This window comes from Streptomyces sp. MST-110588 (genome assembly GCF_022695595.1).
In the GTDB taxonomy this organism is placed as follows: domain Bacteria; phylum Actinomycetota; class Actinomycetes; order Streptomycetales; family Streptomycetaceae; genus Streptomyces.
This window is the reverse complement of record NZ_CP074380.1, coordinates 7,361,955-7,383,556: the sequence shown is the minus strand read 5'-3', so window position 1 is coordinate 7,383,556 and position 21,602 is coordinate 7,361,955. Positions and strand designations below refer to the sequence as shown.

At 71.2% G+C, this 21,602-nt stretch carries 17 protein-coding genes and 1 pseudogene; 11 read left to right on the top strand and 7 right to left on the bottom strand.

The genetic code is table 11. From position 1 onward, the window contains the following. Positions 1 to 107 precede the first annotated feature (107 nt). Positions 108 to 329, bottom strand: a complete 222-nt coding sequence (locus KGS77_RS32230; protein ID WP_242586778.1) for a hypothetical protein — start codon at positions 327 to 329, stop codon at positions 108 to 110. A gap of 229 nt (positions 330 to 558) precedes the next feature. Between KGS77_RS32230 and KGS77_RS32225 the strand changes: the two genes are divergently transcribed. The 3 genes from KGS77_RS32225 to KGS77_RS32215 all read left to right on the top strand — a co-directional run bounded on the left by KGS77_RS32225 (position 559) and on the right by KGS77_RS32215 (position 1,992). After that, positions 559 to 963 carry a TnsA-like heteromeric transposase endonuclease subunit gene (locus KGS77_RS32225; protein ID WP_242586776.1) on the top strand — a complete coding sequence of 135 codons (405 nt, stop codon included), beginning with the start codon at positions 559 to 561 and terminating at the stop codon, positions 961 to 963. 152 nt (positions 964 to 1,115) lie between these two features. Next, positions 1,116 to 1,274 carry a hypothetical protein gene (locus tag KGS77_RS32220; protein ID WP_242586774.1) on the top strand — a complete coding sequence of 53 codons (159 nt, stop codon included), beginning with the start codon at positions 1,116 to 1,118 and terminating at the stop codon, positions 1,272 to 1,274. A gap of 130 nt (positions 1,275 to 1,404) precedes the next feature. Then, positions 1,405 to 1,992: an Imm21 family immunity protein gene (locus KGS77_RS32215; RefSeq protein ID WP_242586772.1), complete on the top strand. Its 588-nt coding sequence runs from the start codon at positions 1,405 to 1,407 to the stop codon at positions 1,990 to 1,992. 191 nt (positions 1,993 to 2,183) lie between these two features. Here the strand turns inward: KGS77_RS32215 and KGS77_RS32210 are convergent, their stop codons facing one another. Continuing rightward, positions 2,184 to 2,975 (bottom strand): metal-dependent hydrolase, encoded by a 792-nt coding sequence (locus KGS77_RS32210; RefSeq protein WP_242586770.1) that lies wholly within the window; start codon positions 2,973 to 2,975, stop codon positions 2,184 to 2,186. A gap of 133 nt (positions 2,976 to 3,108) precedes the next feature. Between KGS77_RS32210 and KGS77_RS32205 the strand changes: the two genes are divergently transcribed. Together KGS77_RS32205 and KGS77_RS32200 are read left to right on the top strand one after the other, a co-directional pair. Beyond that, complete coding sequence (locus KGS77_RS32205) at positions 3,109 to 5,622, top strand: DEAD/DEAH box helicase (RefSeq protein WP_242586768.1); 2,514 nt, start codon at positions 3,109 to 3,111, stop codon at positions 5,620 to 5,622. 52 nt (positions 5,623 to 5,674) lie between these two features. Further along, the gene (locus KGS77_RS32200; protein ID WP_242586765.1) at positions 5,675 to 6,544 is read left to right on the top strand and encodes an acyl-CoA thioesterase II; all 870 of its coding nucleotides are present in this window, start codon (positions 5,675 to 5,677) and stop codon (positions 6,542 to 6,544) included. On the opposite strand, the gene KGS77_RS32195 is transcribed toward KGS77_RS32200, so the two are convergent. The 3 genes from KGS77_RS32195 to KGS77_RS32185 form a co-directional block, all read right to left on the bottom strand. Next, on the bottom strand, positions 6,475 to 7,362 hold the full coding sequence (locus KGS77_RS32195) for a DUF6397 family protein (RefSeq protein WP_242586764.1): 888 nt from the start codon (positions 7,360 to 7,362) through the stop codon (positions 6,475 to 6,477). The genes KGS77_RS32200 and KGS77_RS32195 overlap by 70 nt on opposite strands. Before the next feature lie 99 nt (positions 7,363 to 7,461). Further along, a complete protein-coding gene (locus tag KGS77_RS32190) occupies positions 7,462 to 7,851 on the bottom strand; it encodes a roadblock/LC7 domain-containing protein (RefSeq protein ID WP_242586762.1) in 390 nt (129 codons plus the stop codon). 254 nt (positions 7,852 to 8,105) lie between these two features. Further along, positions 8,106 to 8,792, bottom strand: coding sequence for an ATP/GTP-binding protein (locus tag KGS77_RS32185; RefSeq protein ID WP_242586760.1), 687 nt, complete (start codon positions 8,790 to 8,792; stop codon positions 8,106 to 8,108). A gap of 184 nt (positions 8,793 to 8,976) precedes the next feature. Between KGS77_RS32185 and KGS77_RS32180 the strand changes: the two genes are divergently transcribed. After that, the gene (locus KGS77_RS32180; RefSeq protein ID WP_242586758.1) at positions 8,977 to 9,615 is read left to right on the top strand and encodes a class I SAM-dependent methyltransferase; all 639 of its coding nucleotides are present in this window, start codon (positions 8,977 to 8,979) and stop codon (positions 9,613 to 9,615) included. Positions 9,616 to 9,648: 33 nt separating this feature from the next. On the opposite strand, the gene KGS77_RS32175 is transcribed toward KGS77_RS32180, so the two are convergent. Continuing rightward, complete coding sequence (locus tag KGS77_RS32175; RefSeq protein WP_242586756.1) at positions 9,649 to 10,554, bottom strand: oxygenase MpaB family protein; 906 nt, start codon at positions 10,552 to 10,554, stop codon at positions 9,649 to 9,651. A 92-nt stretch (positions 10,555 to 10,646) separates the two neighbouring features. On the opposite strand from KGS77_RS32175, the gene KGS77_RS32170 reads away from it, so the two are divergent. Continuing rightward, positions 10,647 to 10,988, top strand: a complete 342-nt coding sequence (locus KGS77_RS32170; RefSeq protein WP_242587815.1) for a hypothetical protein — start codon at positions 10,647 to 10,649, stop codon at positions 10,986 to 10,988. A 416-nt stretch (positions 10,989 to 11,404) separates the two neighbouring features. On the opposite strand, the gene KGS77_RS32165 is transcribed toward KGS77_RS32170, so the two are convergent. Continuing rightward, positions 11,405 to 11,590, bottom strand: coding sequence for a hypothetical protein (locus KGS77_RS32165; RefSeq protein ID WP_242586754.1), 186 nt, complete (start codon positions 11,588 to 11,590; stop codon positions 11,405 to 11,407). Positions 11,591 to 11,829: 239 nt separating this feature from the next. Between KGS77_RS32165 and KGS77_RS32160 the strand changes: the two are divergent. The 4 genes and pseudogenes from KGS77_RS32160 to KGS77_RS32145 all read left to right on the top strand — a co-directional run bounded on the left by KGS77_RS32160 (position 11,830) and on the right by KGS77_RS32145 (position 21,586). After that, positions 11,830 to 14,903, top strand: a pseudogene (locus KGS77_RS32160) (DEAD/DEAH box helicase). Beyond that, positions 14,900 to 16,399 carry an SWF or SNF family helicase gene (locus KGS77_RS32155; RefSeq protein ID WP_242586752.1) on the top strand — a complete coding sequence of 500 codons (1,500 nt, stop codon included), beginning with the start codon at positions 14,900 to 14,902 and terminating at the stop codon, positions 16,397 to 16,399. Before KGS77_RS32160 ends, KGS77_RS32155 begins: the two are co-directional and overlap by 4 nt. Positions 16,400 to 17,220: 821 nt before the next feature. After that, on the top strand, positions 17,221 to 20,535 hold the full coding sequence (locus KGS77_RS32150) for a glycoside hydrolase family 2 TIM barrel-domain containing protein (protein WP_242586751.1): 3,315 nt from the start codon (positions 17,221 to 17,223) through the stop codon (positions 20,533 to 20,535). Positions 20,536 to 20,716: 181 nt separating this feature from the next. Next, positions 20,717 to 21,586 carry a YceI family protein gene (locus KGS77_RS32145; protein ID WP_242586747.1) on the top strand — a complete coding sequence of 290 codons (870 nt, stop codon included), beginning with the start codon at positions 20,717 to 20,719 and terminating at the stop codon, positions 21,584 to 21,586. Positions 21,587 to 21,602 lie beyond the last annotated feature (16 nt).

The window sequence follows — 21,602 nt, the reverse complement described above, 5'->3', positions numbered from 1 at the left end:
GAGGCGTGGCCTGCCGCCTGCCTGCCCGGCCTGATGGTGCGCCGGACGGGACGGTCTGGGCCGTGCCGGCAGGCCGTGCTGCACCGGCAGACCGGGCCGTGCCCGGATCAGCGGCGGTTGCGCGGGTGCCGGCGGGCTTGGCGCTCGTTGCCGTGTTTGTACGCTCCGGTCCAGCGGGCCATCACCAGTTGCGCGTCGCCCGATTCCACCTCCGCGAAGAACTGTTCCGCGCGGGCACCGCGCAGCGTCCCGGCGGGCCGGTTGTGGTGAGTGATGACGATGACGCCGTCGGCACGGCGCGTATAGCTGAATCCATGAGGTCTGGGCATGGGCGGATGCTAGGCCGGTACGCGCCGGCCCCGGTAGTGGATTTCCGCTGGTCGGCGCGCGCGGGAGCCGGTGGGCGGCGTCCTGTGCCACCGAAGTTTGATCAGTACGGAGTGCGGGTGGTCAGGAGTGGGGCCAGGGCGGCTCGCAGCGGCGTAAGCGGATCCGGATCTGGCCGCGTTCGAGCTGAGGTTTCTGAAGGACGCGGTACGGGTTCGGCGATCGCTGGGGATGTGCTGGGATGTACGTTTCGCGTACGCGGAGCCGGTGCGTCCGTTCCGTTGGCCCAAAGGCGGGGAGAGCTTCGCGGGCTGGTATCTCTGCGCCACGACCGGCGGGCACATCGGCTACGAGTCGTGCCCAGAGCCGGACCGGCTGATTCTTCTGGATGCCGATCCGCCGGTCAGGGATATCGCCTCGCAGCCGTTCCGGCTGCACTGGCATGACGGCACTCGACGGCGGCGGCACGCGCCGGCCTACTTCGTACGCATGGCGGACGGCCGCGGGGGGTGGTCGACGTCCGGGCCACGGGCCGTGCTGACAACGCGGCAGCCGAAGCGTTCGCGGCCACGGCGAGGGCCTGCCGGACGGTGGACCGGGAGTTCAAACGGGCAGGAATTCCTGATCCGGTGCTGATGGCGAGCAAGCGGTGGCTGGAAGCACCTGCACCGGGTCCCGGCCCCCTTTGGTGAACTGGCCACCGAGGCCATCACCAAGAAGTCGCTCGCCGCGATCCCCTTGGACCACTTCTCGCAGTCCTTCTCCCACCTCACGGCAGGGACACCCAGGTGAACGACAACCTGCCGATCCCGCCGCTCGTCCCGCTGCCCATCGACGTCCGCCAGAACCGTCTCGGCTTCGACAAGGCCGGGCTCATCAAACACGAAGCACCGCGACGCAGTCGTGGCGGTCCTTCCTCGACGATCACGGCACCTGACTCACCCTGACGACAGTCACGAAGCTCTACCTCAGCTCCAAGGCCCCACATCGGCCAGACCACGCCGCCCCGAGTGACCAGGTCGGCCGACCAGGCTCCGGCCTCCGAGCGATGTCGGTGGTGGGTGGCAGACTGCGCACATGGCTGCTTCTCACGACACCGATCGCTTTGACCCTGCTGGGCTGGTGTGGGTCCGGTCGAGGGGCGGCCCCTTGATCGCCGTTCCTGAGTCCTCGGTGAACGCCTGGGGTGGTTGCACGGAGGACGGTTCCGTCCTCGGTGATGCCGATGGTCGTGATGACTACGACCGCGCCTGCGAGGTGGAGGACTGGGCCGGTGTGATCGCCGTGGGCGCGGGCGCCGTCACTGCGCTTGTCCTGGCCGATGAACCTGCAAGGACGTGCTTCCTGCCAGAGAAACTGCTGTTCGTGCGGTGGCTGGCTGCCGACTCCGAGGCCGAGTTGTTCACGGCAGCCGAAGCGGTCCTGGCCGATCCGGACACCGCTTGGGAGGACGGCGGACTGTGGGTCACCGATGGCCCGGCGGTGTTGATGGATTCGGCCGAAGCGGGCGCCGGTCTGGGAGTGGATCATCCCGACGGGGGCCGGCCGGACCAGGCTCCGGTACAGCTCCCGGCAGGCCACTGGAGGGTGCGTGCGGTCCATAAGAGCGGCGAGTTTCCATGGGTCGGCTTGGTGCAACTCGTCGCCGAGGACGGTAGCTGCTGACGCTCGGCACCCCTGCCACGCAAACATCCCTACCTTGTCTGCGGGACAGGCGGTGTCCGCCCGCCCGGCTTTCGGCAAGGGTTTCCGGGGGCTTTCCGGGGGTGCGGCGGTGCCTGTGTGGACCTGGTGCGCAGGGATACGTCCGGACGCGGGGGGCCGGCGGGCGGCGGGGCAGGACGGGGGCAAAGGTGTCAGATGTAGTTGAGGGCGCCCAGTCCGCCGATGGCGCCCAGCAGCATGAAGGCGGGCATCAGGACCTTTATCTCCACCCAGCTCCCGGCACGGAACCGCATCGGCTTGGGCGGGCCGATGGGGTACCAGCGCTTGCGGCCGATGGGGATGGGCCACAGGATCGGGCAGCCGGAGACGGTCAGGGCGTCGCCAATGTCGTGCACCAGCGCGCCGAGCACGATCGGCAGGCCCAGCCACAGGTACTGCTGGCCCGGCTCGGTGAACAGCCAGTGCGAGCCGTTCCCCGGCTGGTCCAGTATTCCGGCCAGGATCCAGGCCGAAGCGGCTCCCAGCAGCCACACCAGTATGTCGCTGGAGACCCGGGCGGCCCGCCACAGCAGGCCCTCGATGGCGAGGACCATGTGGACGAAGAGGATGGCCAGCACCGCCCAGCGACCGCCCTGCACGGCCAGCAGGGACATCCCGCCGCCGACGAGCACCGCCCACAGCCAGGTGTGGGTCAGGGTGCGGTGGCCGCCCGAGCGGCGGGCGTCGCCGCGCGCCTTGGTGGCCTTGTAGACCGCGTAGGAGAGCTTGTCGACGACCTCGCACAGGGTCCGCGACATCGGGCCGAAGGCTCGCGAGATGGTGGCCGACTTGTGGTCCAGGTCGGGGGCGAGGGCCGCGCCGGCGCAGATCAGGGCGCCGACGACAAGCACCGGCCAGGGCATCGGGTGCCCGGCGGCGGCCGTGGCCGCGCCCACCCCCAGCCAGGCCGCGGCCCCGGACAGCGAGTGCGCCGGTCCCATCATGGTCGTTCCCCACCCCTTGCTCGATCGTTTCCCGCCCAGGTGATGCGGGACCGGCGACACAGCGTAGCGGTAGATGATCACCGTCCGAGGTGCCGGTTCCCTGATACGGGCCGAAGGAGGGCAATATGGGGGCGTGACCCTCATCGATCATCTGCCGAACGACGCCGACCCCGATGCCCTCTTCGAAGCCTTTTCGACCTGGGCCGAGCAGCAGGGAATCTCGCTTTACCCTGCCCAGGAGGAGGCGCTGATCGAGGTGGTCTCGGGGGCGAACGTCATCCTGTCCACCCCCACCGGCTCGGGAAAGAGCCTGGTGGCGGCCGGTGCCCACTTCACGGCTCTGGCCCATGACCAGGTGACCTTCTACACCGCGCCCATCAAGGCGCTGGTGTCGGAGAAGTTCTTCGACCTGTGCAAACTCTTCGGCACCGAGAACGTCGGCATGCTCACCGGCGACGCCTCCGTCAACGCCGACGCGCCCGTCATCTGCTGCACCGCCGAGGTGCTGGCCTCGATAGCGTTGCGCGACGGCAAGGACGCCGACGTGGGACAGGTCGTCATGGACGAGTTCCATTTCTACGCCGAGCCCGACCGCGGCTGGGCCTGGCAGATCCCCCTGCTGGAACTGCCGCAGGCGCAGTTCGTGCTGATGTCGGCGACGCTCGGTGACATGTCGCGGTTCGAGGAGGACCTGACCCGCCGCACCGGCAGGCCGACCTCGGTCGTCCGCTCCGCGACCCGGCCCGTACCCCTGTCGTACGAATACCGGGCGACGCCGCTGACGGAGACCCTCACCGAACTGCTGGAGACCCACCAGTCGCCGGTCTACATCGTCCACTTCACCCAGGCCGCGGCCGTGGAGCGGGCGCAGGCTCTGATGAGCATCAATATGTGCTCGCGTGCCGAGAAGGACAAGATCGCGGAGCTGATCGGGAACTTCCGGTTCACGACGAAGTTCGGCCGTAACCTCTCCCGCTACGTCCGCCACGGCATCGGCGTGCACCACGCCGGGATGCTGCCCAAATACCGGCGATTGGTGGAGAAGCTCGCCCAGGCCGGTCTGCTGAAGGTCATCTGCGGTACGGACACCCTGGGCGTCGGAGTCAACGTCCCGATCCGTACCGTGCTGTTCACGGCGCTGACCAAGTACGACGGCACGCGTGTGCGTACCCTGCGGGCGCGGGAGTTCCACCAGATCGCGGGCCGCGCCGGGCGGGCCGGTTTCGACACCGCGGGCTTCGTCGTGGCGCAGGCGCCCGAGCACGTCGTGGAGAACGAGAAGGCGCTCGCCAAGGCGGGTGACGACCCGAAGAAGCGCCGCAAGGTGGTGCGCAAGAAGGCGCCCGAGGGGTTCGTCAACTGGAACGAGAACACCTTCCAGAAGCTCATCGCCTCCGATCCGGAGCCGCTGACCTCCCGCTTCCGCGTCACCCACGCGATGCTGCTGTCCGTGATCGCCCGGCCGGGCAACGCCTTCGAGGCGATGCGCCACCTGCTGGAGGACAACCACGAGCCGCGCCGTAACCAGCTCCGGCACATCCGGCGTGCCATCGCCATCTACCGCTCGCTGCTGGACGGCGGGATCGTGGAGCGCCTGGAGGAGCCGGACGCGGAGGGGCGGATCGTCCGGCTGACCGTCGACCTCCAGCAGGACTTCGCACTCAACCAGCCCCTGTCCACCTTCGCGCTGGCCGCCTTCGACCTGCTGGACCCCCAGTCCCCGTCCTACGCCCTGGACATGGTTTCGGTCGTGGAGTCCACCCTGGACGACCCGCGGCAGATCCTGGCGGCCCAGCAGAACAAGGCCAAGGGCGAGGCGGTCGCCCAGATGAAGGCCGACGGCGTCGAGTACGAGGAGCGCATGGAGCGCCTCATGGACGTCGAGTACCCCAAGCCGCTGGAAGAGCTGCTCAGCCACGCCTACAACCTGTACCGCAAGAGTCACCCGTGGGTCGGCGACCATCCGCTGTCGCCGAAGTCGGTCATCCGTGACATGTACGAGCGCGCCATGACCTTCACGGAGTTCACCTCCTTCTACGAGCTGGCGCGTACCGAGGGCATCGTGCTGCGCTACCTCGCCAGCGCCTACAAGGCCCTGGACCACACCGTGCCCGACGACCTGAAGTCCGAGGACTTCCAGGACATCATCGCCTGGCTGGGCGAGATGGTCCGCCAGGTCGACTCCAGCCTTCTGGACGAGTGGGAGCAACTGGCCAATCCGGCCGAGGAGACGGCGGAAGAGGCCGCCGAGCGGGCGGACCAGGTCAAGCCCGTCACCGCCAACGCGCGGGCGTTCAGGGTGCTCGTACGCAACGCGCTCTTCCGCCGGGTGGAGCTGGCCGCGCTGGACAAGGTCGAGGAGCTCGGCGAGATGGACGCCGAGTCCGGCTGGGACGCGGACGCCTGGGGCGAGGCGATGGACGCCTACTGGGAGGAGTACGACGAGCTGGGCACCGGTCCGGATGCGCGCGGCCCCAAACTGCTGCAGATTCAAGAGGACCCCGAGCACGGATTGTGGAAGGTGCGGCAGACTTTCGCCGACCCGAACGGCGATCATGACTGGGGCATCTCCGCGGAGGTGGACCTCGCGGCCTCCGACGAGGAGGGGCGCGCGGTCGTGCGCGTCACCGATGTGGGTCAGATGTGATGTGAGGGATTCGGCCGAGACGGTCGAGCGACACAACGGAGGACCACCGGTCATGACCAACCCGGCCGAAAGACTCGTCGACCTGCTGGACCTGGAGCGGATCGAGGTGAACATCTTCCGGGGCCGCAGCCCGCAGGAGTCCCTCCAGCGGGTCTTCGGCGGGCAGGTGGCGGGCCAGGCTCTGGTGGCGGCCGGCCGGACCACGGACGGTGACCGGCCCGTGCACTCGCTGCACGCGTATTTCCTGCGCCCGGGCCGCCCCGGCGTGCCGATCGTGTACCAGGTCGAGCGGGTGCGTGACGGCCGTTCCTTCACCACGCGCCGGGTCGTCGCCGTCCAAGAGGGACGCACGATCTTCAATCTGACCGCCTCCTTCCACAAGCCCGAACCGGGCTTCGAACATCAGTTGCCGATGCGCCGTGAGGTGCCCGGCCCCGAGGAGCTGCCCACGGTCGCCGACGAGGTCCGCGAGCACCTCGGCGAGCTGCCCGAGGCCCTGGAGCGAATGGCTCGCAGGGTGCCCTTCGACATCCGCTATGTCGACCGGCTGCGCTGGACACCGGCGGAGATCGAGGGCGCCGAGCCGCGCAGCGCCGTATGGATGCGGGCAGTCGGGCCGCTGGGTGACGACCCGCTCGTCCACACGTGCGCGCTGACCTACGCCAGCGACATGACGCTCCTGGACGCCGTGCGCATCCCCATCGAGCCCCTGTGGGGTCCCCGGGGGTTCGACATGGCCTCCCTCGACCACGCGATGTGGTTCCACCGTCCGTTCCGCGCGGACGAGTGGTTCCTGTACGACCAGGAGTCACCGATCGCCACCGGCGGCCGGGGCCTGGCCCGCGGGCGTATCTACGACCTTGAGGGCAGGCTCCTGGTGTCGGTCGTCCAGGAGGGGCTGTTCCGGAAGCTGGGCGGCTGACCGCCGCGGTACGCGTCGGACGGTTGCCTGCGGCGCGCGGGTCCCTGGGCCCGGGCGCCTTCCAGGGCCCGGGAGAGGCTGACGCGGTACCACATCACCTCGTCGAACTCCTGCGCGATAAGTACGCGGTCGGCCGCCTCCCGCGCGGCGGGGGTCGTGGTGCCGACGGTGGCCAGGACGGGCTTGAGCTGCCGCAGCAGGGAGCGCTCCGAGGGGTCCTCCACCACTGAGGCCACCTCCTCCGGGGGCAGTACGGCGGCAATCACAGCCGCCGACTCCCAGCGGTCCTCCGCCTCCTCCATCAGCCGGGAGACCCGCCGGCCACGCCACTGCCGTCCGCGCCAGTCCCCTCCCGCGTCGAGCATCACCCGCATCGCTGCGGGGGTGTTCTCCCGCAGCAGTCCCGGCTCGCGCTCGGCGAAGCCGGTCAGCTCCGCCGCGAGGTAGAGCCACACCACGGCGCTGTAGCGGTTCACGTAGAACCTGACGGGCGCGAAGCAGCCGGCTTTGGCCAGACGGAGGAACCGGGTGGGGCCGACCCCGATCAGTTCGGCCGCGCCGGCCGAGCCGACCGTCCGGATCCGCCCGCGCAGCGCGTCCGGGAACCCCTCCTCGGCCCGTAGTCTCTCGACTTCCTCGGCCGGCACCGCCCGGCGCCTGGGCAAGCCGTTCCACCCGGGTCCCGGGGCAGGGCCCGCCGGGACCGTACGTACCTCTCCGAGCTGCCGGGCGAGTTCCAACTCCCCGCTCTTGAGCTCCAGTTCCTGAGCCGCCCGGCTCATCGCGAGCGCCTGCCGCCCGTCACACATCACTGCCATGTCCTGCACCCCCGCAACATGTCGATCACTGACAGTGACGACCATAGCCGCGGGATGCGACAGCGGGTCAACCCCCGCCCGGCCGGCTGTGGATAACTTTCAGGGCTGTCGCGCCATGACGCCCAGATGCTCACCCACACGGTTGACGAGCAGCGTCATTTCGTAAGCGATATGTCCCAGGTCGGCGTCCGCGCCTGCCAGCACGCACAGGCAACTGCCGTCGCCCGCCGCCGTCACGAACAGCACCGCGTCATCGAATTCCACGATCGTCTGACGCACCCGCCCGGCCTTGAACTGGCGGCCGGTCCCCTTGGCGAGGCTGTGCAGGCCCGAGGCGACCGCGGCCAAGTGCTCGGCGTCCTCCCGCGCCAGTGCCTCGCTCGCCCCCGTCACGAGTCCGTCGTTGGACAGCACGAGGGCGTGCCGTACCCGTTCCGTCCGCCTGGTCAGATCCTCCAGCAGCCAGTCCAGTTCGCTGCTCAGTGCCATGCCGCTTCTCCCCCTGTTCCCCGTGTCCCCGTCGGCGCCCTTCCCCGGGCGCGGTCAGCGGTCGGCGATCGCGCACGACCGCCGTGCCAGCCTGACCCACCGGTCGCGTCCCGGCAAGCGGCCCTCTCCCGCCGCGCCGCCCACCCGGCTCGTTCACGCCGTATGACGCGGGTCCGGCAGGCGCGCGGCGGACGCGTGCCGGACCGACACCGGACGGGCGGCGGACAGGCGAGGGACGGACGCCCAAGGGGCCCTCAGCCGACGGAGTCCAGCAGCCGGGCGGCGTGTGTCCGCCCGGCGTACTCCACCAGCCGTATCAGTACTTGCTTGCCGGAATCACGGTCCCGCGCGTCACAGAGCACCACCGGTGTGCCGCGGTCCAGGTCCAGTGCCTGCGCGACCTCGTCCGCGCCGTACGCCCGCGCGCCGGCGAAGCAGTTGACGGCCACCAGGAACGGGACGGCGCGGCTCTCGAAGTAGTCCACCGCCGGGAAACAGTCCGGGAGCCGACGCGTGTCGGCGAGCACCACGGCCCCCAGCGCGCCGTCCGCCAAGTCGTCCCACAGAAACCAGAAACGATCCTGCCCGGGCGTTCCGAAGAGGTGCACCGACAGCCCCGCCCTGATGGTGATACGCCCGAAGTCCATCGCCACGGTGGTGGTGCTCTTGTGCTCCACCCCTTCGGTGTCGTCCACCGACGTCCCGGCCGCGCCGAGCCGCTCCTCCGTACGCAGCGGACGGATCTCGCCGACGGCCCCGACCAGGGTCGTCTTGCCCACCCCGAATCCCCCCGCGACCAGGATCTTCAAGGCCAGCCCGGGTTCGTGGTCCGCGGCGTCCCCAGGCTGCCGGTCCGGCGCACCGAGGGCCCGGTCCGCACCGGACGGCCGGGAGGCTTCGGCCGTGTCCCGCGCACCATTGGGCATCTGTCCGAAAACCATGGCGAGGACCGTACTCCTCGACCGACGCGCGGCGCCGGGTAGTTGACAACTTCACGTGGCAACGTTCGACAGGCCGCCTCGCTCGCCCCGTCGCCGGGAGAGACGACCGTATGCACGGCGGCGGTCCCAGGAGTGACAGCGGTGGGATCATGGGCCGTTGCTACGACCCTGGAGGAGAACACACATGAACGACGCCCTCGACGATCACCCTCATGAGGTACGCGAGTTCTTCGGGTCACGGGCCGACGGCTGGGACGCCCGTTTCCCCGACGACGGGCCCGCCTACGCCGCGGGCGTGGCGGCGATGGGACTGCGCGAGGGCGATCGCGTCCTGGACGCGGGCTGTGGCACGGGCCGGGCGCTGCCCGCGCTGCGCGCCGCCGTCGGCGCGCGCGGCACGGTCCTGGGCGCGGACCTGACCCCCGAGATGCTCACGGTCGCCGTTCGGGAGGGGCGACAGCGCGGCACGGGGCTCCTGCTCACCGACGTGTCCCGGCTGCCGCTGCGGGACGCCTGCCTCGACGCCGTCTTCGCGGCCGGGCTGCTCTCCCATTTGGCGGAGCCCTCGGCCGGCCTCGCGGAGTTGGCCAGGTGTGTACGCCCCGGGGGCCGTCTCGCCCTTTTTCACCCCATCGGGCGACGGGCTCTTGCCGCGCGCAAGGGACGCCAGATCACTCCCGACGATCTGAGGGCGGAGCGGAACCTGCGGCCCGTGCTGGCGGAAAGCGGCTGGGACCTGGTCAGTTACGTGGATGAGGACGCCCGCTATCTCGCGCTCGCGGTGCGCCGGGGCGAGGACGGAGCCCCGTACGGACAGGTGTGACCGTACGGGCGGCCGATATGACCGTACGGGCCCCTACGCCTGGTCCGGCTCGGAGACCCGCTCCCCATGGGCGACAGGGCATCCGGCCGCGGGGCGGGACTTGGGGAAAGTTCCCAGGTCAGCGATGCGGTAGCCGTGGGGGTAGCCCTTGATCTCCGGGTTCTGACGGGCGTAGTGCGGGGTGCGGCGCGGCGGCATGAGGCGTACGGCCCTGGCCCGCAGCCGGAGCGTGCCGCGCACCGCCGCCTGGACGGCCGGCTTGGGACGCTCGTAACGGAACGCCTCCAGCAGCGAGTCGTCCAGCAGCGCCATGCTCGCGCCGCGGACCAGGGGGGCGAGCGGCCCGTACCAGCCCGCCATCAGGTCGAGGGTGGCGTCCGACACCCGTCGGCCGCCCTCGTCCCAGGCGAAGTGCTCCCGCTCGTAGTCGTCCAGACAGCGTTCGAAGTCCTGGAAGGTCTGCGGGCTGTCCTTGATGCCCATGTGCTTGCCCAGAGTGCGGTAGTAGACGGCCGACGCGCGTTTTTCCTGCTCGCACAGCCGCCGCCAGCCGTACTGGTCGAGCCAGCGCTTGGGCATCACCGCGAAGGTGCACAGGACGTACCGCATGTCTTCATTACTGATGTCGTAGCTGCGGTGCATCTGGTTGATACGGCGGATGGCGGTCCGACCGCCCTCGGCCTCGAAGCCGTGCTCCACCACCGCGTCCATAAGCAGCGCGGTGTCGTCGTAGCGCTTTTGCGGGCGGTTGGTGAACTCGGCGGTCCGGTCAAGGAGCCGGCCGATGCTGGGCACCGCGTACGTGCGGTACAGCGCCAGTTCCAGGGCCCTGGTCATGTCCCACGGGAACTCGTACGTCGCCGTGATGCGGTAGATCCGCAGGAAGTCCTTCTCCGGATCGAGCCGCTGAATCTGCCGCAGCCAGTCGTAACGCCTCACCGAGCACCTGTCCCTTCCATCGCCACGGGTCCAACCCTAGGGGCTCAGGGCACACTTGAACGACCGGCACAAGCACCGGACTGGGAGAGATGATGGCCGGGTTCTTACAGGAATTCTTCAGATCTTTCCGCGACGTCAGACAGATGATCGAGGAGAAGCTGTCGGCCACGCGGCCTGAAACGGCGCGGCGGTCCACGCGGGTTCCCGGGGCGAAGGGGCCGCACAATCTCTTCGATGCCGCCGCGACCCATGTCGCGGCGTGCGCCGAGGGCGACGAGGAAGGCAGCGCCGAGGCCACGCAGTGGGTTTCCCCCGAGGCACTCGCTTTCGGGGTACGTGAGTTGGCCTGCCGGGCGGTGATCACGCTCGCCCGGGAGCGCCATGAGCCGCCTCAGAGGGTGGCACGGGACCTGCTCGGCCTGCCCGCCGCCTGACGGCTTGCGCGCCGGGCGGGCGGCTTCCGCGGGCCCGGGGACGATCTCGCGCGTGGGCGTTGTCAGACCCCTGTGCTCAACTTGCTTTGCACGGCGGCGCGGACGCGTCGGCGTGGAGGGGCGGCACGGGCACGGACACGGGGGCGGCAGTGGTCATGCATGAGGGTTTCGAGGGGCATGAGGAATCGTTCGAGGTGCCGGCGCCACCTCTACCGCCACCGCCACCGTCGGCTTCGGCTTCGGCTTCGGCTTCAGCTTCAGCTTCAGCTTCAGCTTCGGCAGCATCGGAGGGTGGACGCGGTGGGCGCGACAACGTCCCACCCACGGATCGGGCGATCCGCGGGCCCGCTGACGGGGACGTCGTCGTCTCCTGCCGTGTCCGGCTTCCGTCGCCGGACGTCAGTGTGCCGCGGCGCTCAGCGCCCGAGCTCCTTACGGGCCACCCGCCGCAGCCTGCGCCGCTGCTGCGGGTCCAGCGCCAGATACAGCGTGACCTGCACGCCGAGCATGACCAGGACCGCCAGCCAGAAAGGCAGCACCCACAGCAGGAGCAGTCCCACCGCAGCACCGCCGATGACAGCGACCTTCGTACCTGTGGACATCTTCCACGTCCCTCCCGCGGCCGGATGCCGCGCTCTGTGTCTTTCATTGAACGTGGATTCGATGTGCGGGGTTCCAGGGGAGCAGACGCCGGGCGCTCAGGCCGGCGGGACCGCCTCGCCTTCCGGGAACCGGTGGGACCGGAGAAATCCGGGGTCGTGATCATTGCGCGCGACGCCCGATCGTCATGTACCCTCGGGCGCTCTGCCGCCAGTAGTCAAAGTTGAGGAGTACTCGGCACGTGGCAACAACTCAGGCTCCGGAGCACCACCCGGCCTCCGCGCTCTCCCGTTGCGCAGCGGTCTTTCTCCCCTCCGACCCGCCTCGTACCGGCCAGGTCGCCTTCTGGCGGCCGGACGGCGAGCCCGCCGGCGGCGATGGCCTCGGCCACGAGGCGCAGCACGTGGCGGTCGCCGTCCCCGGGCCGGACGGAGAGATCGTGGTCCGGGACGTGCCGGCCGTCGTCCTGCCCGTCGGCGCGGCGGTCCCGGTGCTCACCCGCGCCCGTACGGCCCGTACCGCCGACCCGGCCGCGGCGTTCTGGGGGGCCGTGTCCGTACTGGCCCTGCAACTCGCTGCCCGCGGGCGGCTGCTGCCGGGACTGAGCCCGGCGGGTTACGACGCCTGGCGCCCCAGGCCGCTGGATCCCGCCGACGTCCAGCGGGTGCGCGCCCTCGCCGCCGCGATGCCCGCGCACGCCCATGCCACCCCGCTCCCCGGTACGGACCCGGTGGAGCTGCCCGAACCGGAGCGTCTCGTACGGGCCTTTCTCGACGCGGTGGCCGACGGGCTGCCCCGCTCCCCCGCGGCCACGCTCGTCACCGGCGGCCCGGCGTTCGCCGCGGCCGAACCCCAGCACATCCCCGAGCAGCGGGACTGGGCCGCGGACGTGGCGGCCGGGCACGACGCGGGGGTGCGGATCTCGCTGCGTGTGGAGGTGGCGGGCCTGACCGACGGCGGGGAGACCGGTGCCGGCCGGACCGGCGCCAACGGGTCCGGCACCGACGGGTCCGGCACCAAGGGGTCCGGCGCCGTGAAAACTGACGCCGAGCAGGACGGCGGACGCGAGGAGGCCCGGTCCGGGGCGTTCACGGCCGTGCTGCAGGTGCACAGCCTCACCGATCCCACGGTCGTGGCCGACGCGTCCGAGGTGTGGTCCGGGGCGTCCTCCGCCGGTGAGTCCTTCGGCCCCCGGGCCCGGATGGACACCCTGCTCACCCTCCGTCGCGCCGCCGGTGTCTGGCCGCCGCTCGCCCCTCTGCTCTCCGCCGCCGTCCCGGACGCCATCGGCCTGGCCGACGAGGAGATCGCCGAGCTCCTCGGCCCGGCCGCCCGGGCGCTGGCCGCCGCCGGGGTAGCGGTCCACTGGCCGAAAGAGGTGGTACGGGGGCTGACCACCCGCGCCGTGGTGGGACCGTCCGGACTACCGGACCACCCGGAGGACGGGGGAAGGCAGGGGCAGGACGACGAGAGCGGGAGTCGGTACCGGACGGGTTCCGGACTGTCGTCCTTCGTCTCCGCCGAGGCCCTGCTCTCCTTCAGTTGGCGCTTCGCCATCGGCGACCAGGAGCTCGGCAAGGCGGAGCTGGACCGGCTCGCCGAGGCAGGACGGCCACTGGTACGGCTGCGGGACCAGTGGGTGCTGATCGATCCGGAGGCCGTACGGGCGGCCCGGGACCGCCGGGACCGCAAGATCACTCCGATCGACGCGCTCGCGGCGGCACTCACCGGCACCGCCGAGACCGACGACGGCGAGCAGGTGGAGGTGGTCGCCTCCGGATGGCCGGCCTGGCTGCGCGACCGGATCGGGAATCCGGAGGGGGCCGGTGCCCCGGGGAGCGGCGGAGCACAGACCGGCGGAGCAGGGCCCGGGAGGATGCGGTCGGTCAGCCCGCGGCGCTGGCCGCCACCCTCCGCGACTACCAACTGCGCGGTCTGCGCTGGCTGCACCGTATGACCGCGCTCGGCCTCGGCGGCTGTCTCGCGGACGACATGGGCCTGGGCAAGACCATCACCCTCATCGCGCTCCACCTCCACCGCCAGACCGACCCGGCCCTCGCCGGTCCCACCCTCGTGGTCTGTCCCACGTCCCTCATGGGCAACTGGCAACGGGAGATCGAGAAGTTCGCTCCCGGCGCGCCCGTGCGCCGCTTCCACGCCGCTCACCGCAGCCTGGAGCACCTGGCCGACGACGAGTTCGTCCTGACCACGTACGGAACGATGCGGCTGGACGCGCGGAAGCTGGCGCAGGCACGCTGGGGCCTGGTCGTCGCCGACGAGGCCCAGCACGTCAAGAACCCCTTCTCCGCTACGGCCAAGGCGCTGCGCGGCATCCCGGCAGGCGCCCGGGTGGCACTCACCGGCACGCCCGTCGAGAACAACCTGTCCGAGCTGTGGGCCGTCCTGGACTGGACGACGCCCGGCCTCCTCGGCCCGCTCGGCCGGTTCCGTACGCGCTACGCCCGTGCCGTCGAGGGCGGCACCGACCCGGCCGCGGCCGAGCGGCTGGCCCGTCTCGTACGGCCCTTCCTGCTGCGCCGCCGCAAGTCCGACCCCGGCATCGCGCCGGAGCTGCCGCCGAAGACGGAGACCGATCGCGCGGTCGCGCTCACCAAGGAACAGGCCGGGCTGTACGAGGCCGTGGTGCGCGAGGGGCTGGCCGGCATCGCGGGGACGGACGGCTTCGAACGCCGCGGCCTGGTCGTGAAGCTGCTGACCTCGCTCAAGCAGATCTGCAACCACCCGGCGCAGTTCCTCAAAGAGAACGAGCCCCGGATCGAGGGACGTTCGGGGAAGGTGGAGCTGCTGGACGAACTGCTGGACGCGATTCTCGCCGAGGGGTCGAGCGTGCTGGTCTTCACCCAGTACGTGCAGATGGCCCGGCTGCTGGAGCGGCATCTGGCGGCCCGCGGTGTCGCGACACAGTTCCTGCACGGCGGGACGCCGGTGGCACGCCGCGAGGAGATGGTCCGCCGCTTCCAGGACGGCGCGGCACCGGTCTTCCTGCTGTCGTTGAAGGCCGCTGGTACGGGTCTGAACCTCACCAGGGCGGCTCACGTCGTGCACTTCGACCGCTGGTGGAACCCGGCGGTCGAGGCACAGGCCACCGACCGCGCGTACCGCATCGGCCAGACCCAGCCGGTGCAGGTCCACCGCATGATCACCGAAGGCACGATCGAGGACCGGATCGCCACGATGCTGGAGCGCAAGCGGCGGCTGGCGGACGCCGTGCTCGGGTCCGGCGAGGCGGCACTGACCGAACTGACCGATGCCGAGCTGGCGGACCTGGTCGAACTGCGAGGGAGCGAGCGATGAGCGCTGCGTACGGGAGCGCGCGCAGTGGCGCGTATGAGGACGGCGCGTACGCCAGTGGCGCGTATGAGGACGGCGCATACGAGGTCGACGAGAACACCGAGAACCGGGGAGAGCACCGGGGCATGGGCCAGGACAGGGGTCAGGGAACGGGACGGGGAACGGCTCGGGGGAGCGACGGCGAAGGAGGTCCGGCGCGGGAGAAGCGCGGTGCCGAGCGCACCTTCGCGGCGCTGCCGCCCGCCCGCGGCCGGGGTTTCGCGCGGACCTGGTGGGGTCATGCCTGGCTCCAGGCCCTGGAGGACACGGCGCTTGACGGCACGCAGGTCAAGCTGGGCCGCAGACACGCGCGGGCGGGCGCGGTGGGTGCGGTGTCGGTGCGTCCGGGCCGGATCACCGCGGTCGTCCAGGACCGGGACCGTACGGCCTACCGTTCCGACGTCCTGTTGCAGGAGCTGAGCGCGACGGAATGGGACCGGTTCCTGGACATGGTCGCGGACCAGGCCGGACACATAGCCGCGCTGCTGGACCGCGACATGCCGCCGCACCTGGTGGAGGACGCGGCTGCCGCCGGCGTGGAGCTGCTGCCGGGCATCGGCGATCTGGAGCCCGAATGCGCCTGCGAGGCGTGGGACCACTGTGCGCACACCAGCGCGCTCTGTTACCAACTGGCGCGGCTCCTGGACGAGGACCCCTTCGTTCTGCTGTTGCTGCGCGGGCGCGGGGAGCGGGAACTGCTGGAGGACCTCCAGGCACGCAGTGCGGCCCACGCGCAGGCGCCGGAAGCCGACGCGCCGGCCGGAGCGGCGCGGCCCCTCGCGGGTGTGCCGGCCACCGAGGTGTACGCGGCGGCCGGCACCCACGTGGCGACCGGTGGTGCGCCGCCGCTGCCCGCGCCACCACCGCTCGTGGACGAACCGGGCACCGCACCGGCCCTGGGCGGCGGCACCGCGCCCGCGCCGGGCGTGGACGTGGCGGCGCTGGAGTTCCTGATCGCCGACACCGCCGCCCGCGCCCAGCGTCTGCTGGCGGACGCGCTCTCCCCCCGGCACGCCGACGCCCCACCGCCGCCACCGCTGACCTGCGAGCAGGACGCGGTCCGGCTCGCAGCGGCCCGGCCGGACCCTGCGGCGGCCGGCCGGCTCGCGGCGGGCACGGGACGCGACTCCCGGGGGCTGGCACTGGCCGTTCAGGCGTGGGAGCAGGGCGGCGCCGCGGGGCTTGCGGCCCTGGAGGAGGAGTGGACACCGCAGCCGGAGATCATGGCGCGCGCCACCGCTCAACTGGCCGCCGCATGGGAGGAGGAGGATCCCCGGCCGCGGCTGCGGGCCACTGGCAACCGCTGGACCGTGGTCGGCCAGGACGCGCAGTTGCGGTACGGCCGTGACGGGAGGTGGTGGCCGTACCGCAGGCACCGCGGCCGGTGGGTCCCGGCCGGTCCGTCATCACTGGACCCGGCGTCCGCCCTGGCCACCGCCGTCACCGTCACGGACGTCTGACACCGGGCACCGGGCACCGGGCACCGGGCACCGGGCCCGGGCGCCGGGCTCAGGCATAGGGCGCCGGGTACCAGACACCAGGCGCCGGGGTACGGCAGGCACGGCCCGACCACTGCCGTCCGGCCCGGGCCGCCGCGTATCGCGCGGTCCGGGCCGCCCCCGCTCTGCCTGCCGTACTCCGGCGGTGCGGGCTGCCGAAGTGGCCGTCGGCGGCCCGCACGTCCGGTTCGTGCGCCCTTCCCCGACTCGGGCGGCGCAGGAACCGGAGGACCGTGCGGCACTCCTGACATCGAAGTGGTAACTGGTGCCGGTGCCGTTCCTGACGTCGGAGTCGTCCAAGCACACCGGTCAGGGCGAGCGGCACGCACCGTGCCGTGCTCGTACGGTCATCGCACCCTCCTGGACGGCTTCCGGCGATGGACACACGCATGATGTGCGGCCGGTGCCAGGCGTTTTCGAATGCCGGGAACGACTGTGGTGCCGACGCCCGTGGGTCCGCAAGCCGGATCGCTGTCCGGGACATGTCCCGGACAGCGGCAGGGACGCTGACGGACGCTGACGTGCTGGTCCGGCGACGGCCCGGACAGCCGGACACGGCCCTGCGGACAGCTTGGGCGAACGGCCGGAAAGGGAGAGCTCCACGGTCGGCGCCGTAGGCGGACGTCCGGGAAGTGGAAGGCCGACGACCGGGTGCGCAGAGCGGGGGCGAAGGGCGACACTTCAGCGGTCAGTCATCCGTATACGGTCGCCGACGGGCCGTCCGTCATGATTCGCTGATGTGATCCACCGTCAGGCCACCGTTGCCGCCGCGAGGAGGACCCTTGACCGGCACGCAGCCCCAGCCGTCACTCCTGCCACCAACGTCCCGCAATCTCCCCTATTACGAGGACTTCTCGCCCGGCAGCGGGTGTCTGCCGCCGCGCGCCTGGTATGCACGTACGAGCGTCAGGCGGCTCCCGTTGCACGGGACATGGCGCTTTCGGCTGTCCGCGCGGGCGGATGCCGAGGACGGTTCCTTCGCGCGGCCCGACTTCGACGACTCGGGCTGGGACGAACTGCGGGTGCCCGGACACTGGGTGTTACAGGGGGAATGGAATGAAAGAGGGGAAGGAGGGGGAGAAAGGGAAGGAAGCGAGGCAGGAGGGAAGCACGGGCAGGAGGGGTCGTACGGCCGAGAGCCGGGACCGCCGGGGCACGGGTTCGGCTCGCCCGCGTACACCAACACCGGCTACCCCTTCCCCGTCGATCCCCCGCGGACCCCCGACGAGAATCCCACCGGCGACCACCGCCATGTCTTCGACCTGCCCGGCGAGTGGCCGCCCGGCCCGGCGGTACTGCACTTCGGCGGTGTGGAATCGTGCGCCCGTGTCTGGCTCAACGGGCGGGAACTGGGGCACTTCAAAGGGAGCCGGCTGCCTCATGAGTTCGAGGTCGGCCATCTGCTGCGCCCACGCCGTAACGTACTGGCGGTGCGCGTCCATCAATGGTCCTCGGGCAGTTACCTGGAGGACCAGGACCAGTGGTGGCTGCCCGGCATCTTCCGAAACGTTTCACTCCACCAGCGGCCCGAAGGCGCCGTCCGCGACTACTTCGTGCACGCCTCCTACGACCACGTCACCGGCCAGGGCACCTTACGGGTGGACTGCGAGCCGGCCGGCCGCGTCACCGTCCCGGAACTCGGTCTGGACCTGGCGACGGGCCACAGCGCGACCGTCCCCGTACAGGCGTGGACCGCCGAGACACCGCGTCTGTACGACGGCGAACTGGCCACCTCCGGCGAGCGCGTACCGCTGCGCATCGGCTTCCGCAGCGTCCGCGTCGAGGACGGCCTGCTGAAGGTCAACGGCCGCCGCATCCTGATCCGCGGGGTCAACCGCCACGAGTTCCACCCGCGTCACGGCCGCACCCTGGGCCCCGAGACCATCCGCCGCGATCTGCTGCTGATGAAGCGGCACAACATCAACGCGGTCCGCACCAGCCATTATCCGCCGCACCCGGCCTTCCTCGACCTGTGCGACGAGCTGGGGCTGTGGGTTCTGGAGGAGTGCGACCTGGAGACCCATGGCTTCGAGCAGCAGGGCTGGCGGGACAACCCAGTGGACGATCCGCGCTGGACGCCCGCGTTGCTGGACCGCGCCCGCCGCATGGTGGAACGCGACAAGAACCATCCCAGCGTCATCATGTGGTCGCTGGGCAACGAGTGCGGCACCGGCCGCGGTCTGTCGGCCATGGCCGCCTGGATACGGGACCGTGACCCGTCCCGCCCGCTGCACTACGAGGGCGACCCGAGCTGCGCGGACACCGACGTCTACTCCCGTATGTACGCCCCGCACGCGGAGGTCGAGCGGATCGGCCGGCGCACCGAGGCGCCCCTGGCGGACCCCGTGGCGGACGCCCGGCGCCGCGCCCTGCCCTTCATCCTGTGCGAGTACGCGCACGCCATGGGCAACGGCCCCGGCGGTCTGAGCGAGTACCAGCGGCTCTTCGAGACGTACGAGCGCTGCCAGGGCGGCTTCGTATGGGAGTGGATCGACCACGGACTGCTGCGGCGGACCGCCGGCGGCGAGCTGTTCCACGCCTACGGGGGCGACTTCGGCGAAGAACTGCACGACGGCAACTTCGTCTGCGACGGGCTGGTCTTCCCCGACCGCACGCCCTCTCCCGGGCTGACCGAGTACAAGAAGGTGATCGAGCCGGTCCGCATCGAGGGCGGCAGCGCGGCGGGGAACGGCACGAGGAGGACCGGCACGGCGACGACCGGCACAGCGGGGAACGGCACGACGAAGACCGGCGTGACGAAGACCGGCACGGAGGTGGAACCCGGTACGGTCCGTATCACCAACGGCCAGGATTTCGCGGACCTTTCCCCGTTCGCCTTCCGCTGGTCCTATGAGGCGGAAGGCGAGGTCCTGGCGGAAGGAACGCTGGCGGTACCGCCGCTGGCACCGGGCCGGTCCGCCGAGGTGGAGCTGCCGAAGCCGCCCGCTGCCGACGGGCCGGGCCGCGAGACGCTGTGGACCGTACGGGCCGTGCTCGCCGAGGCCACGGCCTGGGCGGACGCGGGCCATGAGGTCGCCTGGGGCCAGTTCCCCGCATACGTACCCCCATCGGCGGATTCGGCGGCGGCTGCGTTGACGGGCTCGGCAGTGCCGGCGTCGGCCGCCCCGCCGACTGGTCCAGGGCCTCATTCCGCCTCGCCGTCCCGGAAACCGCGCCAGGAGCCCCCCGCGACCGCCTGCCCCCGGCGCGGCGAGGGCAATGTCATCGTCCTGGGCCCGGGAACCTTCGACGCCACGACCGGCGTCCTGGGCTATCTCGACGGCATCCAGCTCGCCGGCCCCCGGCTGGATGTGTGGCGGGCGCCCACCGACAACGACGAGGGTGCGCCCTGGCAGCCGGAGACTCGCTGCGCCCCTGAGTGGCGGCGGATCGGCCTGCACCGTATGCGGCACCGTGTCGACGCGGTGGAGTGCGGCCCCGCGTCCCTGGTCGTACGGTCCCGGGTGGCGCCGGCCGCGACGGACCTCGCCCTGCGCACCCTCTACCGCTGGACGGCGGACGGCCCCCGGCTGCGCCTGGAGGTGTCCGTGGAGCCGGAGGGCGAGTGGCCCTGCCCGTTGCCGCGGCTCGGTGTGCGGATGGGGGTGTGCGGCAGCCTGGGGATCGCCGAGTGGTACGGCGGCGGGCCGGGTGAGGCGTATCCCGACACCCGGGCCGCCGCGCGTCTGGGACGGTGGTCGATGCCGGTGGACGCGCTGCAGACGCCCTATGTACGGCCGCAGGAGAACGGGGCGCGGTGCGATGTACGGTGGGCCGAACTGACCCGTACGGACCGGTCGGGCCTGCGTGTCGAGGGTGATCCCGCCTTCTTCCTCACCGCTCGCCGCTGGACGACCGAGGAACTGGACGCGGCCCGGCACACCACCGATCTGGTCCCCGGCGATCGCATATGGCTCCATCTCGATCACGCTCAGCACGGCATCGGCAGTCAGTCGTGCGGGCCCGGCGTCCTTGAGCCTTACCGGCTCCGGGCGGCGCCGGCGCGATTCTCCTTCGTCTTCCGGTCGGTTGCGGGTGTCCGGTCCGGATCCGGTACGCAACCGGTCCATGGCACCCCGACGATGTCCGACGACTGAGCCGAGGGCACCGAGTCGAGGACATCGAGCCAAGTCCATCGAGCCGAGTCCATCGAGCCGAGTGCGAGGAATTTCACGTTTACCCCGGTATTGACATCCCGAGGTCATCTGCGGTCTGGACCAATGACAGGATGGAGTTGCACCTGTTTCACCACAACTGACCAGGAGGCCCCGTCCTGCCATGGCATTCGCCCTTCTGCACCGTCTTCGTGACCGCTCGCCCCACAGCGCCCCGGCTCCCCTCCCCCGCGGCGCCGGGGCGCTGGACCTGACCGTTCACGATCCCGTCGGCCTGCCGATGGCCGGGGCCGAGGTGTCGGTACGGGGGCCGCAGGGCCCGGAACTGATGCGGGGCCAGACGGACCCCAACGGCATCTTCTCCGCGACGCTGCCACCCGGTGACCACCAGGTCCTGGTCGCCCTGGACGGCTTCCGGCCGGAACGGTTCCAGGCCCCGGTCACCGCGGGGCAGCGCACCGCGCCGCGACCCCTGGCCCTGGCTCCGGCGCCCGTACCGCCGACGCCGGCCCCGGGCGACTGGCGGATCGACCCCGACCACTCCTTCGTACGCTTCACGGCACGGCACATCGGCCTGGCGGAGATCCACGGCCGGTTCAACCGCTTCGAGGGCAGTCTGTGGATCGCCCCGGACATGCAGGACTCCCGGGTCGAGGTGACCATCGACGCCGCGAGCATCGACTCGGGCGTCAAGATGCGCGACGACCATCTGCGCTCCGCCGAGTTCCTGGACGTGGAGCGCTACCCCTACCTCCAGTTCACCGGTGAGCGCTTCGTCCACAAGGGCGGCAGCCGCTGGCAGGTGCAGGGCGTGCTGCATCTGCACGGCGTCAGCCGCTCCGTCCAGCTCGACACCCGTTATCTGGGAATCGGTACGGGCATGGGCGGCGAGACGCGGACGGCCTGCACGGCCACCACCGAACTGCACCGCGAGGACTTCACCCTCGACTGGCGCAAGATGCTGGCCCGGGGCATCGCGGCCATCGGCGCTACGATCCGGATCGAGCTGGACATCCAGGCCGTCCAGCGGTGAGAAGAGGCGGCGGGCC

What these genes read in the sequence shown, in the direction of transcription:
- KGS77_RS32145 (WP_242586747.1), top strand. Translation starts at nt 20,717, where the DNA reads ATGGCATTCGCCCTTCTGCACCGTCTTCGTGACCGCTCGCCCCACAGC.
- KGS77_RS32210 (WP_242586770.1), bottom strand. Translation starts at nt 2,975, where the DNA reads ATGATGGGACCGGCGCACTCGCTGTCCGGGGCCGCGGCCTGGCTGGGG.
- KGS77_RS32180 (WP_242586758.1), top strand. Translation starts at nt 8,977, where the DNA reads ATGAACGACGCCCTCGACGATCACCCTCATGAGGTACGCGAGTTCTTC.
- KGS77_RS32190 (WP_242586762.1), bottom strand. Translation starts at nt 7,851, where the DNA reads ATGGCACTGAGCAGCGAACTGGACTGGCTGCTGGAGGATCTGACCAGG.
- KGS77_RS32225 (WP_242586776.1), top strand. Translation starts at nt 559, where the DNA reads ATGTGCTGGGATGTACGTTTCGCGTACGCGGAGCCGGTGCGTCCGTTC.
- KGS77_RS32195 (WP_242586764.1), bottom strand. Translation starts at nt 7,362, where the DNA reads ATGGCAGTGATGTGTGACGGGCGGCAGGCGCTCGCGATGAGCCGGGCG.
- KGS77_RS32165 (WP_242586754.1), bottom strand. Translation starts at nt 11,590, where the DNA reads ATGTCCACAGGTACGAAGGTCGCTGTCATCGGCGGTGCTGCGGTGGGA.
- KGS77_RS32200 (WP_242586765.1), top strand. Translation starts at nt 5,675, where the DNA reads ATGACCAACCCGGCCGAAAGACTCGTCGACCTGCTGGACCTGGAGCGG.
- KGS77_RS32155 (WP_242586752.1), top strand. Translation starts at nt 14,900, where the DNA reads ATGAGCGCTGCGTACGGGAGCGCGCGCAGTGGCGCGTATGAGGACGGC.
- KGS77_RS32185 (WP_242586760.1), bottom strand. Translation starts at nt 8,792, where the DNA reads ATGGTTTTCGGACAGATGCCCAATGGTGCGCGGGACACGGCCGAAGCC.
- KGS77_RS32230 (WP_242586778.1), bottom strand. Translation starts at nt 329, where the DNA reads ATGCCCAGACCTCATGGATTCAGCTATACGCGCCGTGCCGACGGCGTC.
- KGS77_RS32170 (WP_242587815.1), top strand. Translation starts at nt 10,647, where the DNA reads ATGGCCGGGTTCTTACAGGAATTCTTCAGATCTTTCCGCGACGTCAGA.
- KGS77_RS32215 (WP_242586772.1), top strand. Translation starts at nt 1,405, where the DNA reads ATGGCTGCTTCTCACGACACCGATCGCTTTGACCCTGCTGGGCTGGTG.